13 protein-coding genes are annotated in these 14,135 nt (G+C 68.0%); 2 read left to right on the top strand and 11 right to left on the bottom strand.

Annotation, left to right across the window (positions count from 1 at the left end):
• From P3H15_RS29690 to P3H15_RS29640, 11 genes are all read right to left on the bottom strand, one after another.
• A partial coding sequence (locus tag P3H15_RS29690) for an NAD(P)-binding domain-containing protein (RefSeq protein ID WP_276140499.1) occupies positions 1-394 on the bottom strand: 394 nt, incomplete at its 3' end.
• 95 nt (positions 395-489) lie between these two features.
• On the bottom strand, positions 490-1,953 hold the full coding sequence (locus tag P3H15_RS29685; protein WP_276140498.1) for an MFS transporter: 1,464 nt from the start codon (positions 1,951-1,953) through the stop codon (positions 490-492).
• Complete coding sequence (locus P3H15_RS29680; protein ID WP_276140497.1) at positions 1,937-3,124, bottom strand: saccharopine dehydrogenase family protein; 1,188 nt, start codon at positions 3,122-3,124, stop codon at positions 1,937-1,939. Before P3H15_RS29680 ends, P3H15_RS29685 begins: the two co-directional genes overlap by 17 nt.
• Positions 3,125-3,140: 16 nt before the next feature.
• A complete protein-coding gene (locus P3H15_RS29675; RefSeq protein ID WP_276140496.1) occupies positions 3,141-4,589 on the bottom strand; it encodes an NAD(P)/FAD-dependent oxidoreductase in 1,449 nt (482 codons plus the stop codon).
• Between the two features lie 2 nt (positions 4,590-4,591).
• Complete coding sequence (locus P3H15_RS29670) at positions 4,592-6,076, bottom strand: class I adenylate-forming enzyme family protein (protein WP_276140495.1); 1,485 nt, start codon at positions 6,074-6,076, stop codon at positions 4,592-4,594.
• Positions 6,073-6,828, bottom strand: a complete 756-nt coding sequence (locus tag P3H15_RS29665) for a gamma-glutamyl-gamma-aminobutyrate hydrolase family protein (protein ID WP_276140494.1) — start codon at positions 6,826-6,828, stop codon at positions 6,073-6,075. The genes P3H15_RS29670 and P3H15_RS29665 overlap by 4 nt, the downstream gene beginning before the upstream one ends.
• Entirely contained in the window at positions 6,825-7,931 is a 1,107-nt protein-coding gene (locus P3H15_RS29660) for a Zn-dependent alcohol dehydrogenase (protein WP_276140493.1), read from the bottom strand. The genes P3H15_RS29665 and P3H15_RS29660 overlap by 4 nt, the downstream gene beginning before the upstream one ends.
• Complete coding sequence (locus P3H15_RS29655; RefSeq protein WP_276140492.1) at positions 7,928-9,415, bottom strand: aldehyde dehydrogenase family protein; 1,488 nt, start codon at positions 9,413-9,415, stop codon at positions 7,928-7,930. Before P3H15_RS29655 ends, P3H15_RS29660 begins: the two co-directional genes overlap by 4 nt.
• Positions 9,415-10,293, bottom strand: coding sequence for a phytanoyl-CoA dioxygenase family protein (locus P3H15_RS29650; protein ID WP_276140491.1), 879 nt, complete (start codon positions 10,291-10,293; stop codon positions 9,415-9,417). The genes P3H15_RS29655 and P3H15_RS29650 overlap by 1 nt, the downstream gene beginning before the upstream one ends.
• A 56-nt stretch (positions 10,294-10,349) precedes the next feature.
• Positions 10,350-11,723 carry a glutamine synthetase family protein gene (locus P3H15_RS29645; RefSeq protein ID WP_276140490.1) on the bottom strand — a complete coding sequence of 458 codons (1,374 nt, stop codon included), beginning with the start codon at positions 11,721-11,723 and terminating at the stop codon, positions 10,350-10,352.
• Positions 11,713-12,345, bottom strand: a complete 633-nt coding sequence (locus tag P3H15_RS29640; RefSeq protein WP_276140489.1) for a hypothetical protein — start codon at positions 12,343-12,345, stop codon at positions 11,713-11,715. Before P3H15_RS29640 ends, P3H15_RS29645 begins: the two co-directional genes overlap by 11 nt.
• Before the next feature lie 119 nt (positions 12,346-12,464).
• Between P3H15_RS29640 and P3H15_RS29635 the strand changes: the two genes are divergently transcribed.
• Positions 12,465-13,463, top strand: coding sequence for an alpha/beta hydrolase (locus tag P3H15_RS29635; RefSeq protein ID WP_276140488.1), 999 nt, complete (start codon positions 12,465-12,467; stop codon positions 13,461-13,463).
• Positions 13,464-13,510: 47 nt separating this feature from the next.
• The gene (locus tag P3H15_RS29630) at positions 13,511-14,113 is read left to right on the top strand and encodes a TetR/AcrR family transcriptional regulator (protein ID WP_276140487.1); all 603 of its coding nucleotides are present in this window, start codon (positions 13,511-13,513) and stop codon (positions 14,111-14,113) included.
• Positions 14,114-14,135 lie beyond the last annotated feature (22 nt).

Here is a 14,135-nt window from a genome sequence, read left to right as displayed (position 1 = left end):
TGCCGACGTGCTGGGGGTAGCACAGGATCGAGCCGTCGAGGTATGCGACACCGCGAGCCTTGGCCCACTGCTCCATCTCGTCGACCTCGTCGGGGACGCCGGTGCCGACGTTGACGAGCACCGATCCGTTCCAGGTGCCGACCTCGTCGAGCGCGGCACGTGTCGTGTCGTAGCTTGCGGTACATGCGAGGACGACGCGGGAGGAGCGTACGGCGTCCTCGATGTCGTCGACGGCGGTGATGCCGTCGACGGCGAGCGCCCGGGCCTTCTCGGGGGTTCTGTTCCAGGCGGCGACGGTGTGGCCCTGTCGCGCCAACGTTCGCGCCAGGGCGGATCCCATCAGGCCACAGCCCATGACCACGACGTCGTACGGCTTGTGCGGGGGTGCGTGCATCGGCTGATCCCTTACTGCTGGCGTTGAGGGGTTGGCAGGGCCCGGGTGTGTCGGCACCGTGGCATCGACACACCCGGTGAGTGGTTGCCGGGGTGTCACGGCGTCCGGCGGCCGCTGCGGGTGCGCGAGATCGCCACCGTCACCACGATCAGAGCGGCCAGGCCGACGGCTGCCCAATAGCCCGTGTCGTACTGGTCCCTGTTCGCGACCGCGATGTCCGTGCCGGGGATCGGCACCGTGGATGCGCTCAAGACACTGGTCACGATCGCCGATCCGAGGGCGAAACCCACCGACATCGCGGTACCGGCCATGGCGGCCGCCATGCCGGCCTCGCTCTCGGGAACGGCCATCTGGACGATCGCGAAGCTACCTGCGTAGCCCATGGCGCAGCCGAACCCGATGACACCCGCGCCCACGAGGTAGTGCCACTGCTGGTCGTGGGCGACCGCGAGCAGCGCGAGTCCGACAGCGGTGATGACGGCACCGGTGATGAGCACCGCGGCACCACGTCCCTCGGCGACCGGCTTCTCGACCACCGTTCCTCCGACCAGGAAGGTGATCGCGAACGGAACCATCAGCCACCCGGTCTGCAGGGCCGTGCGGCCCAGACCGTAGGCGTCTTCGGGGGCGAGCGAGGCCGGGTCGATCTGCGCGTAGTTGCTCAGCAGAACCAGGAACGCGGCGTTCACCGTGGCGAACAGCCCGACCGCGACACAGGTGGCGGTGACGAACGGGGACTTGATCAGAGCTGCCGAGAAGACCGGGCTCGAGGACCTGCGCTGCGCCCAGAACCAGGCGCCTGCGCCGAGAAGGCCGGCGGCGAGGGGGATCAGGGCTTCGGTGCCCCACACCACGCCCTGGCTCAGGGCGAGCAGGACCGCGCCGACCCACGCGATCATCCACACCGTGCCCACCGCGCCGATGCCTGCCACGGCGGTGGTGGGGCGGAACTGCTCGATGGTGAGAAAGGACGCCACCGTCGTGGCCGCACAGGCAGCGGCCAGGATGTAGAGGAACGCGCGCAGCGAGAGGTTCTCGACGATGAGCCCGCCGCCGATCATGCCGACGACGATGCCGATCCCGGTGGCGACGACCAGCACGGCGACCGCGGTGGTCAGACCGCTCTCGCCCAGGCTCCGCCGCAGGAAGCCGAGGGGCAGCATCTGAGCTGCCGTGCCGAACCCCATGGCGACCGCGCCGACGAGTAATGCGGCGTACGAATCGCCGATCGCCGCGACCAGCGCGCCACCGGTGAGGGCGGCGCCCGACAGCACCGCCGTGTCGCGGTCGCCGATCACGTCCGAGAGCCGCGGAATCAGCACGAACCCGGCGCCGCCGCCCAACGTGAGCAGTGTGAAAATCCAGGTCACCGACGAAACGGACGTCAGCTGGTATTCGGCCTGTATCGCAGGCAGCAGCGGTGGCAGGACGAAGACGATCGCGTTGGTCAAGAGGACCAGAAGGGCGGCGACCGCGATGAGGGGCACTCGTCGGGTCGTGCTCCCGCTGTCGGTACCGGCCGGCGCGGTGACCGACTCGGACTCAGTGCGCTCGGTCATGACGTCCTCCGACTGATGAAGCGGTGTTGTCGACGGGTTCCGTTGTGACCTCGTACAGGGCACCTGAGGGGTCGGGGAGGTTGTAGAGCGGCGCCAACGACTCCATGAGGAGCTCGAAGGGCACCACCTCCTCCGGGGTGTTGACGCCAGGGTGGGCGATCTGACCGCGCAGCAACATACGCGCGGCCATGGCTGCCGGGATCGCGGTAGCGCCCGCCATCCTTCCCTCGGACCAACGCCGCATGCTGACCGCTGCACGTGCGGGTCGTCCGTCGAGCTCACCCTGGGCGAGCGCCCAGAGGTTGGGGGTACGGCGAGTCCGGGCAGCGTTCGCTGGGCGTTCGATGCCGTCCTCGATGCGGAGCGCGGCGTCGTGAGCAGACAGGGTGCCTGCGTCGACGGCGGCCATGATCGGAGCGATCCCGTCGAACCACCAGGCCGGCCCGGCCATGACGTTGTAACACTGCCGGAGTTCCGGGAAGCGGCGGGGCAGGGTAATGGTCTCGGGATGTCCGATCGTGCGGACCTCGATCTCGCCGATGCCGGGGTACTGCAGGCGCATCGATTCCAACGGGGTGACGAGCGATGGTGTGCCGTCCTGAAGAACCTGCACCTTGCCCGTGCACTCGTGCACGAGGTGGAGCAGCGCGGCGGCGGGGCGGGCGCCGCCGGGTTCGCTCTCGGTGCCGGCCACCACCCAGCCGGTGTAGAGCTCGTGCACCGCGTCGAGTTCAGCGGCGGCGCGTGCGGCCAGGACGTTCGACACTCCCGGGCTGGCACCCATCCCGATGAGGGCGGTGATGCCCGCGGCGCGGGCTCGGTCGTCCCATTCGAGGGCGGCGAGGGTCGGTTCCCAGTCGTCGTTGATGTCCACGTAGTCGACTCGTGCGTCCACGGCTGCGCCCAGCACCCGCTCGCCGAAGACCGTGAACGGGCCGAGCGTGCTGAGCACCACGGCCGAGTCCGCGATGTGCGGCACGAGGTCATCGGCCAGTGCGTCGATGACCACCGGCCTGACCTTCCGTCGTTCGTCCCCGTCCAGGTCGATCAAGGACAGGGCCGCGACGTCGCGGTCGAGCACCCGCACCTCGCTGACCTCCTCGAACGATGCCAGCGTCTCCACCGCCTTGCGTCCCATTGCGCCGGCGCCACCTACAACAGTCACTCTCATAAGGGTTCTCCTGGTTTCAGTTCTCGTAGTGCAGGACGCCGTCGTCCACGGACTCGAGGAGTCGCTGGGTGTCGGCGTAGTTCTGGGGGTTGATCCACGGCGCCCGGTCGCCCTGACGGGGGAATGTCCCGGCGGCGCGTTTCAGGTAGCTCGAGGTCACGTCGTTCACGTAGGGCAGCGGGGGCAGGTGCTCGTGCGCCGCCAGATGCGGAGTCACTCGGGATGCGCCGAGGTCGTCCATGTGCTGCAGGACGCGGCACCAGTAGTCGTTCACGGCCTCGATGCGCAGGGTCCATGAGGCGTTGATGAACCCGAAGGCGTAGACCAGATTCGGCACACCGGACAGGGCCAGGCCCTTGTAGGTCCAGCATCGCCCGATGTCGATCGGGGCGCCGTCGACGTCGAATGCGGCCTCACCGCCCATGACCACGTCGAGTCCGGTGGCCTTCACGATCACGTCGGCGTCGATGTGCTGCCCGTCGCGCATCAGCACGCCGGACGCGGTGATGCGATCGATGTGGCCGGTGGCCACGTCGGCACGGCCTTCGCGGATGGAGTGGAACAGATCGGCGTCGGGCACTACGCAGACCCTCTGGTCCCACGGTTCGTATGTCGGCGTGAAATGCTGCCGGCGGACGTCCTCGCCGACGACCTCGTCGATCGCCTCGAAGAGAACCTTCTTGAAGGATTCGGGATCCTGGCGGGCTTGTGCATAGAGCTCTTGCTGGTTGTGCAGGTTCCGCAGCCGGATGCGGGTGAAGGCTTCCTCCGGTCCGACCGTGCGCCGTAGCTCGGCGGCTTCCGGGTCGACTCCGGTCTCGATGTACACGTAAGTGGGGGAGCGTTGGACCATGGTCACCTTCGCTGCCTCACGTGCCAGGCTGGGGATGAGGGTCACCGACGTTGCTCCCGAGCCGATGACCGCAATGTTCTTGTCGCGGTAGTCGAGGTCCTCGGGCCAGTCCTGGGCGTGGATGACGGGCCCGTCGAAGTTCACCTCGCCGGTCAGGGGAGGGTTGAAACCACCGCGATAGCTGTAGTAGCCGGTGCCGAGATAGACGAACCGACACCGCAGGGTCTGCCGGCCTGCCGTCGTCTCGACAGTCAGGGTCCACCGGTTGTCGCCGCTGCTCCACGATGCTGCGACCAAGCGGGTTCCGAACCGGATGTGCCGATCGAGGCCGAACTCACGCGTGGTGTCTTCGAGGTAGGTCCTGATCGACTCTCCGGAGGCGATGGCCTCCGGCGCGGTCCACGGCTTGAAGGCGTAACCGAGAGTGAACATGTCGCTGTCGGATCGGATGCCCGGGTACCTGAACAAGTCCCAGGTGCCACCCACGCCGTCACGCATCTCCAGGATCGCGAAGGTCTTGTCGGGGCAGTTGCGCTGCAACTGGACCGCCGCTGCGATGCCGGAGATCCCGGCGCCGACGACGATCACGTCGTAATCGTTGGTGCTGTTCACGGTCAGTCGACTCTTTCCAGGAATGTGCGGGTGATCGCACGCCGATCGGGCTTGCCGGAGGCCGTGCGAGGCAACTCGTCGAGCACGGTCCAGTGCTCGGGCACGGCATAGTCGGGCAGCTGGGTGTGGAGGTGAGCACACGCGGCCTCGACGTCGAGGGTGCTGGTCGGCCTGAGGATGACCGCAACGGCTACACGTTCCTGCAGCACCGGGTCGGGGACGGCGAAGACAGTGGCCTCGGCGACGGCAGGCAGTGCGGAGACCTTCGACTCGACGTGGGCAGGCAGCACCTTCTCGCCGCCGCGGTTGATCACGTCGTCGACCCGGCCCGACAGCCAGAGCAGTCCGTCACCGTCGAGATGACCGAGATCGCCTGTGCGCAACCAGGGGCCGCTGATCTTGGCGGCCGTCAGTTCGGGCTGTTCCCAGTACCGGCTCATCCTGGTCGGTCCTGTGACCCAGACTTCGCCCACCTCGCCCTGTGGCGCCGCGGTCCCGTTCTCCCGCGTCACCTGGATGGTCACGCCGGGCACGGGCAGGCCGACGGACTCGCCCTCGGTGGTGATCAGGTCTGGCGGCAGGACGGTGCACCCCGAGGTGAACTCGGTCAGGCCGTAGCCGTGCAGGAGGACGAGCTGGGGCCACCGGGTGAGCAGCTCCTCGGACCAGGCGGCCGGCATCGGACTGCCGCCGAAGAGCACCACGCGTGCCGCGCCGTACGCCGCCTCCGCGTCGTCGGCCACCATGAGGAGCCGCAGGATGCTGGGCACGGCGGTCAGGTAGGTGACAGGTCGGCGGCGCAGCTCGGCGAGCGCATCGGCGGTGCGGTAGCGACCGAGGAGATGGGTGCTGCCGCCCGCGGCCAGTAGGGCGCCGAGCTGATCGTTGAAACCGGTGTTGTGGAACAGCGGGACCAGGACCAGGGTGCTGTCGTCGGAGCCGAGGCCCGCGCAATCGGCGATGGTCTGCGCCGCGGCGAAGATCGCGCCGTGGGAAAGGACCGCACCCTTGGGTGTGCCGGTGGTCCCCGAGGTGAAGCTGATGACGGCGTCGTCGTCAGCGCTGGGCCATGGGTGATCGTGCGCCAGCGGTGGTCGTCGGCAGGCGGCGAGGTCTTCGAGGCGGTAGGTCGGCCGTCCCGTGGCATGGGCGAGCTGCTCGTGATCTTCGTCGTGGGCAACGACGCGGGCATCGAGGAGGTCACACTGCTCGCGGAACTGCGACGGGTTGAGGCGGTTGTTGGCCGGCGAGACGATCGCACCCAGGCGCAGCCCGGCGAGATAGGTGACGACCCAGCCGACGGTGTTGTGGCCGACGACGAGGACGCGGTCTCCGGGACGCACGCCCAGCTCGAGCAGGAGTTGAGCCGCGCGCTCGGCGCGCTCGCGCAGCTCCGCGTAGGTCAGCCGCTGGTCGCCGTCGACCAGGGCCTCGGATGAGCCGTCGGTGCCGGCGTGGTCCCACACCGCGCGGGGGAGGGTGCTCATGAGCACTCCCCGACCAGGCACCGCGCGCGAGCTTGTTCCACGAGCCACGGGAAGCAGGGCTCGAGATCCACGCTCGCCTCGGGGTGCCACTGCACGCCGAGCACGGCGTGACCGGGCAGCTCGATCGCCTCGACCACACCGTCGGGGGCGTGCCCGGAGGCAACCAGCCCGGCGCCGAGTTGGGCCACTGCCTGGTGATGCCACGAGTTGACGCCGCACCTCTCGCCGTAGAGATGCGATGCGAGGGTGCCGTCGAGGAAGGTGACCGGGTGCTCCCGCTCCGGTCGCTGGTCCGGGACGCTTTCCTGCGAAAGATGACGCTCGGTGGTCTCTGTCAGGTGGGGGACCAGGGTGCCGCCCAGCGCGACGTTCAGCACCTGATGGCCGCGGCAGATCCCCAGGACCGGGATGTCGCGCTCCAGGGCGTGGCGCACCAGCGAGATCTCGTAGTCGTCCCGTTGCCGGTCGATCGCGAGGACCTCGCCACCCATACCTGCGCCGGGCGGAGGACCTCCCCACACCTGAGGATCGATGTCCTGACCGCCGGTCACGATGAGCGCGTCGATCCTGTTCACGACGTCGGCTCCCGCACTCTCGTAGGGAAGCTGGACCGGGATTCCACCAGCCTCGGTGACCTTCATGCCGAACTCGGCCCAGAACATGTCGGCCTTGGCGGGGGCCCACCGGGGGTCGAGCCCGGCCAGGGTGGTGGCGGAGATCCGCCGTCCGGTGATGGCGATCAGCGGTTTCATGTCTGCCTCCTGATGTCGGCGATGACGCGGGTCAGGCCGCCCTGCCGCATGCGTTGGAAGCCCTCGTTGATCTCGTCGAGTCTCACGAACGCTGACAGCATGTCGTCCAGGTTCAGCCGTCCCTGCTCGTAGAAACGGACGTAGCGGGGGATGTCGGTGGGGAACTGGTTCGAGCCCATGAAGGCGCCCTGGAGGCGCTTCTCGAACGCGAAGAGCTCCGTGGCGCGGACGGAGATCGGCTGGCTGTCGGGAACCAGGCCGAGCACGGTCGCCGTTCCACCGGGACCGAGCATGGCGAAGGCCTGCTCGACGGTGACGGCGAGGCCGATGGCCTCGAATGAGTAGTCGACTCCACCGGCGGTGAGCTCGCGGACCGCCTCGACGCTGTCAGTGGTGCCGGCATCGACGGTTGCGGTGGCACCGAAGCCGATCGCGTCGTCCAGGCGCGCCTTGTTGGTGTCGACTGCGATGATCTCGGCCGCACCGGCCAGCTTTGCTCCCTGGATGGCGGCGATCCCGACGCCGCCACACCCCAGGACCGCCACCGTCGACCCGGGCTCGACCCGGGCGCTGCGGAATACAGCGCTGATGCCGGTCACGACCGCGCACCCGAGCACCGACGCCGCAGCGAGGGGCATCGATTCGGGGATCACCACCAGCGAATGCCGGTGGACGACCATCGCGGTCGCGAAGGCGCCCAAACCTGCCGTCGGGTGAACGGATTGTCCGGACCCGTTGGTGAGGACGGGACGCGTGCGTTCACGCAGATGACCGCGTCCGGCGCACAGGGTCAGGCGCCCGGCGAGGCAGAACCGGCAGGTGCCGCAGTACGAACTCAGACACGTGACGACGTGGTCACCCACGCGCAGGCCGGTCACCCGGTCGCCGACGTGGCGGACCACCCCGGACGCCTCGTGGCCCAGCACCGTCGGGCAACTGGCCGGCCAGACGCCTTCGATCTCATGCAGGTCGGAACGGCACAACCCGGCGTAGTGGACGTCGACGAGCACCTCCTCCGGGCCCGGGGCGTCGAGTCGGAGGGTCTCCAGCTCGAGTTTCCCTGGAGCCGTGTTGAGGACGGCGGCAACGACTTGTTCGGTCACAGCGCGATCCAGGTGTGCTTGAGGTGCGTGTACTTGTCCACGGCGTAGGTGCCCTTGTCGGAGCCGTTGCCGGACATCTTTCGCCCGCCGAACGGCGTCGCCGGTACACCCTCCTCGTAGGAGTTGATCCAGACGTTGCCGACATCGAGGCCGCGCGCCATGCGGTGGATGCGAGAGACGTCGCGGGTCCAGACAGATGCGGCGAGTCCGAACTCGGTGTCGTTGGCCAGGCGGAGCGCCTCCTGCTCGTCCTGGAACGGCTGGATGCACACGACGGGCCCGAAGATCTCCTCACGGGCGACCTGCATGGATGCGTTGGTCCCGGTGAAGACAGCTGGTGCGATGGTCGATCGATCGGCGTCGACAGGCTGGTCGCTGCCGGTGTGCAGGGTGGCGCCGTCGTGGAGGCCCGACGTGATGTACTCGAGCACCGTGCCGCACTGGCTGCGGCTGCTCATCGGCCCGAGGTCGGTTGTGGGGTCGAGGGGGTCACCGATTCGCAGCCTCTCCGCGCCGACCCGGACACCGTCGACGACCTGGTCGTAGACCGACTGTTCGACGTACAGCCGGCTTCCTGCCGTGCACATCTGTCCCGTATTGAAGGTGAACGCCCAGACAGCGGTCCTGATCGCGACCTCGAGGTCGGGGGCGTCGGCGAAGATGATGTTCGGTGACTTGCCGCCGAGCTCGAGCGAGACCGTCTTCCCGTTGGAGGCCGCGGAGTCCCCGAGCAGGCGCAGGCCGACTTCGGTGGATCCGGTGAAGCTGATGCAGGCGACGCCGGCATGCCTGCTCAGTGCCGTGCCGACTGCGGCGCCCCGCCCGGTGACGACGTGGAACACGCCGTCGGGAAGTCCGGCGAGGCTGCTGAGTTCCGCGAGCCGAAGCGAGGAGACCGAAGTCTGAAGGGCCGGCTTGAGGATGAGGCTGTTACCCGCCATCAGGGCGGGGGCGATCTTCAGCATCGCCAGGCTGAGAGGGAAGTTCCAGGGCGTGATGGCCGCGACAACTCCGACCGGTTCGCGTGTGACCAGCGCCAAGGCATCGGTCAGGCCGCGGGGCGACTCGTCCATGAGTTTGTCCGCGAGTTGGCCGTACCAGCGGAGCAGCTTCGCCGTAGTGGCGACTTCGACGGTGCGGGCGTCGCGGAAGGGCTTGCCCATCTCACGTGACACGAGCACGGCGAGTTCGTCGGCGTGCTGGTCGATCAGGTCTGCCCAGGCGATGAGGATGCCGCCGCGTTGCGCAGGCGACATCCGGGACCAGGACCCACTGTCGAACGTTGCCGTTGCCGTCTTGACCATGCGGTCGACGTCGGTCGTCGAGGCCGCGGGCACGTGGGTGAAAACTGCGTCGGCCCAGGGATCTCTCAGCGGGAGGGTCTCGAAGCCGGCCGCCTCGGCCCAGCCACCGCCGTCCCACATCCCGAAGGACGTGGGAACGGCGGCGGACAGGCTCCGCAATTCGGCGGGGACGGTGGACATCAGGCGTTTGCCCCGGCAAGGAGTCCGGCGCCGTCGACGTCGCCGAGTACGACCCGCGGGTCCGCCATCTCGCCGTTGTATTCGACCCAGCCCATGTACGGGTTGGACGCCTTGTAGCCCAGGAGCTCCTGGATCGGCTGCGGGATCTGCTTGATCTCGTCCAGGGAGAGGGACAGATAGTGGTTCTCCTCCTGACGGAGGTAACCGCGGAAAATTCCCAAGATGGCGCCGGTACGGATCGAGTCCGTGGATACGTTCTGGCCACCGCCGTGGTAGGTGCCACCGAGCCACATGACGGCGGAGCCGGCACTCATCTCGGCGGGGATCGTCTCGCTGACCTGCGGCATCCGCTCGTCGTCCCACAGATGGCTGCCCGGGATGACGCGAGTAGCGCCGTTCTCCTCGGTGAAGTCGGAGATCGCGATCATCATGCCGATCGCGTCGGTCTTACCCGGATGCACGGTGTAGAAGATGCTGTCGTCGCGGTGCAGGGGCTGTCGGCCCTGGCCCGGGTGGATCTGGATGCACTGGGTGGCGCCGATTTGTAGTGTGGGCGTCTCGTCGACACGGTCCTGGCCGTACCACATTCCCTTGGGCGGACACAGGAAGTGCTGCGCCGTCTCCTGGAACACGGGGCTGAGCGCGGCCGCATCGAGTCCTCGGGTGTGCTTGAAGAGCCGTGCGAGGCGGCGGGTCTTGGTGCCGGCGAAGTACTCGTCCGTCCCGTCCGGCGTTGCCCTCATGAGAGGGAAGAGGTCGTTGCTGACGGTGTCGAGCTGTTCCGCGGTGAGGACGTCGGGAATACGGACGATGCCGTCCCGCTCGAGGATTTCGATTGCCTCGGCGGCGGTGGAGGCGTCGCTGAGCTGTGCGTTCATTCCATTTTCCTTCGTGTGGATGTGTCGGTTGCGGTGTGGGGAGGGGGTGCGCAGCTTCAGGCGAGCTCGAAGTAGCGCTTCGACTCCCAGACGGAGAGCTGCTCGTCGTCGCGTTCGGTCTCGGTGTGGAAGGTGAGCCACTCCCAGCGACGGATGCCGATCCAGTAGTCGACGAGCTCGTCGCCGAGGTATTCGCGCAGGACGGTGTCGCGCTCGAGAGCCTCGATGGCGTCGTAGAGGTTCGACGGAATGCGGGGCGCGATCTCGGCAGGCGCCCCCCAGGCCATGAGCTCGTACGCAGCCGGGGGTGTGAGCTTCTTGTCGAGTCCCGCCAGGCCGGCGGCGAGGAAGGCGGCGAGGCTGAGGTAGATGTTCGAGTCGGCAGAGGGAACCCGGTACTCCAGCCGGCTGGCGTCGGGTCCGGCCGGCACGGCCCGCACGGCGCAGGACTTGTTGGCCACGCCCCAGGTCAGCGTCGTCGGAGGACCCTCGAGATCGAGCAGTCGCCGGTAGGAGGTGATCGTGGGAAGGGCGAAGCTCGTCGCACCCGCCAGCGAGCCCATCACTCCGCCGAGGAAGTGCAGCATCCGATCGCTGGGCTGTCCCGGATCGGCGGCATCGGAGAAGAGGTTGCCGTCCTCATCGCTGACCGAGACGTTCAAGTGAGCGCCCTGCCCGTACTCCGACGACCACTTCGACATGAACGTGATGCTGCGGTCCTGGGCGTAGGCGACCTCACGCATGACCTGCCGCGTGCGCGCCCACAGGTCGGCTGCGGTCACAGCATCGGCCGGCGCGAGGTTGAACTCGATCTGACCGCTCGCGGCCTCGTCGGACCACGCCTCCCAGTCGATCCCGAGTTCGTCGAGCCGGGCGGTCACGGCCTCGCCGTACGCCAGGAAGTCCGGCGACTTCGCGAGCACGCCCGCGCCTCCGGCGTTCCCACCGAGCGGGCTCAGGCCCTGGTAATCCTGGGCGCGGGCCTGGTCGATCGACTCCTGGAAAACGGTCGCCTCGATCTCGACCGCAGCCTTGACTGTGAGTCCGCGCTCGGCGTACGCCGCGACGATCCGCTTGAGTGCCTGCCGGGGGTCGGCTTCGACGGGCGACCCGTCGGCCGTCCAGAAGTCGCCGATCACCGAGGCGACGCCCGGTTTCCACTCCACGAGGGTGTTCTCGTCGGGACGCATGTGGAGGTCCGGCATGAAGCCCTGCTGGCGCCACTTCGGGTAGGCGAAGCCTGCGTGGGCGTGGTTGGTCAGGTCGAGGCCGAGAATGAGGTCCGGGAACGCGATCCCTTTGGTGCCTGCGGCCCGGTACTTGGCAGGAGAGACGACCTTGCCCAGAAGAACGCCGTCGAGGTTCGTCGCTTCGACGCGAACGCCGGCGAGATGGTCGATGTCTTCGATCGAGACGCGCTCAGAGCTCACCACACACCACCTCGAGATTGGCCCCCAGCAGGGCGGAGAACACGGGAAATGAGACGTTGATGCCGAACTCGCCGCCCTCGAGGACCTCGATCAGCGTCGACCGCCCCTGGAAGAAGTTGGTCAGGGCGGCGGCGGTGCCGAACACCCCTTGACCGTCCGGTCCCGGGTCACCGACAACGGCCTCGCTGCCGTCGTCGGCGCAGTAGACATGCAGGCCGGTCGGCAGGCCGGGGAAAGCGCCCGCGCGGCGCCAAAAGCCTTCGGCGGCGTCACGCCACCCGGTGACCCGGCCGGACAGGAGCTGCTCGACCTCCTTGGCGAACACGTCGTCGCCGGTCTCGGCGGGCACGGGATCGGACCATCGGACCTGCCAGGTGAATTCGGCCTCGGCCGTCGCATCGGCCGCCACCACGACGTCGGTCCCACTGAACGTCACGTGCGCCTGTTGGGCGTCGGTGGCCGAGTGCAGTGACACGGTTCGAGAGGGGCTTCCTACCGCGACCAGGTCACCCCGCTCGAGTCCTTCGCGAAGACAGCGCGTCACTGACAGCACCATCGGGGTGCGTCGCCCGGCGATCGTCACTTTCCCGGCGACGGCGTCCCGGTCTGTTGGCTGTGGCATCTCGAACCTCGAATCTATTCACGTGACCTAACCACTTGATTAGGTCGCATGATTAGAGTCACACTGTTGCGGTCATCACGTCAAGGGGCTCCGGCCAGAAATTTGCGAAGGAGGCGACGATGGCGCTGTCGATGCAGGCCATGCTCGACTTGTTGGACGACGACGCCCGAGCGGCGGCGGAGGCCCTGCTACGGGACGCACCTGCTCCGCCGTACAGCCAGTACGGGGTTCCGGCGGTGCGCGCGATGTTCGACGGCGTTTCGCGCTCGCCGGCGGAGATTCACGTGCCCGAGGTGCTCGATCTCGGCGTCGGCACCCCGGACGGCGAGCTCACGGTCCGGTGCTACCGGCCCTCGCTCGATCGCGGACTTCCAGTGCTGATGTACGTCCACGGTGGAGGCTTCGTGATCGGGACCTTGGACGGCGTCGACGACCTGTGCCGGAGCCTGGCTGTCGCTGCGGGCTGCGTGGTGGTATCGGTCGAGTATCGGCGCGCACCGGAGTGGGTGTTTCCCGCAGCTGCCGACGACTGCCTCGCCGTCTACGACTGGCTCGAGCGTCGAGGGGACGAGCTCGGGATCGACCCGACTCGGTTGGCGCTGGCAGGTGACAGCGCCGGCGGGAATCTCGTGCTGTCGGTGTGCACATCGTTGGCGGCTGCGGGACGTCCCCTGCCGACCTGTCTGGTGGTGGCGTATCCGGCGACGTCCGCGGACTTCGAGGGGCCGTCGTGGGAGGCATTCGAGCATGCCCCCGTGCTGTGCAAGGCCGATGCCGAGTGGTTCTGGGCGGCCTATGCCGACGCCGGGGCGCGGAGGGACCCGCGGGCGGTGCCCGAGGTGTCGACCAGCCTTCACTCTCTGCCACCGATGCTGGTCGTGTCTGCCGAGGTGGATCCACTGAGATCCGATTACGAACGCTTCGCCGAACTCGTCGCGTGCGCCGGTGGCGAGGTGGAAGTGCGCCGCTACGACGGCGTCGCCCACGGGTTCTTCACCGAGGTGCGGACGCTGCGGAAGGCACGGCGGGCCGTCGCGGATACGGCAGACTTCCTGCGTACTCACTTCCCTCGAGAACCCGTCCGTGCCGATGCCCGGCTACGCTGGAGGCGTACCTAGACAGCTGACTAACTCGGGCTTCGGGCCTGACGAACGAGGAGTGAACGATGGCGCACATCCCCGCGGCCGAACGGCGCCGCCAGGTCATCGAGGCGGCAGCGCGGGTGATCGGTCGCGAGGGAGTTGCGAAGGCCACGACGCGCCGGATCGGCATCGAGGCGAAAGCGAACATAGGAACTCTCCACTACACCTTCGGCAGCAAGGAAGATCTCCTCGACGCGACCTTCGCCTACTGCTGGGACGTGGCCAGCGAGATCATCGACGCCGCCGTCGCGGTGGGTGCCGGGCCGAACGGAACCGCGCGCGAGGTGCTGACCCGCTACGTGGAGCTGGCGATCGCCGACCCCGACCTGATTGCCGCGCAGTATCAACTGCTGCACTGGGCCATTGTCGACGAGACGCGCAGGGACGGGGCGGTCAGCGTCATGCGGCAGCTCGACGAGCTCGTCGTGCAGGCGTTGCAGCGAGCGGAATGGCCCGAGGAGCCGTCGGTCACGCACAACCGCTTCGCACGGATCGTCGGCTCGGTGCTCGACGGCATCCTGTTGCGCTTCGTCGTCATACGCTCGGAAGAGGAGCTCCGAGCAGACCTGGCGACTGCCATCGAATTTGTGGACGCGGCATTCGCGGGAGTGGCCACCACGCCATGAGGCATCGGTGATTCCGTCGTAT

Source organism: Rhodococcus sp. T2V (assembly GCF_029269925.1).
GTDB lineage: Bacteria > Actinomycetota > Actinomycetes > Mycobacteriales > Mycobacteriaceae > Rhodococcus_F > Rhodococcus_F koreensis.
The sequence above is the reverse complement of the archived record's forward strand: the minus strand, read 5'-3'. Positions and strand labels throughout refer to the sequence as shown.

Coding starts and splice junctions, on each gene's coding strand:
- P3H15_RS29685 (WP_276140498.1), bottom strand. CDS start 1,953: ATGACCGAGCGCACTGAGTCCGAGTCGGTCACCGCGCCGGCCGGTACC.
- P3H15_RS29680 (WP_276140497.1), bottom strand. CDS start 3,124: ATGAGAGTGACTGTTGTAGGTGGCGCCGGCGCAATGGGACGCAAGGCG.
- P3H15_RS29670 (WP_276140495.1), bottom strand. CDS start 6,076: ATGAGCACCCTCCCCCGCGCGGTGTGGGACCACGCCGGCACCGACGGC.
- P3H15_RS29665 (WP_276140494.1), bottom strand. CDS start 6,828: ATGAAACCGCTGATCGCCATCACCGGACGGCGGATCTCCGCCACCACC.
- P3H15_RS29655 (WP_276140492.1), bottom strand. CDS start 9,415: ATGTCCACCGTCCCCGCCGAATTGCGGAGCCTGTCCGCCGCCGTTCCC.
- P3H15_RS29650 (WP_276140491.1), bottom strand. CDS start 10,293: ATGAACGCACAGCTCAGCGACGCCTCCACCGCCGCCGAGGCAATCGAA.
- P3H15_RS29640 (WP_276140489.1), bottom strand. CDS start 12,345: ATGCCACAGCCAACAGACCGGGACGCCGTCGCCGGGAAAGTGACGATC.
- P3H15_RS29635 (WP_276140488.1), top strand. CDS start 12,465: ATGGCGCTGTCGATGCAGGCCATGCTCGACTTGTTGGACGACGACGCC.
- P3H15_RS29630 (WP_276140487.1), top strand. CDS start 13,511: ATGGCGCACATCCCCGCGGCCGAACGGCGCCGCCAGGTCATCGAGGCG.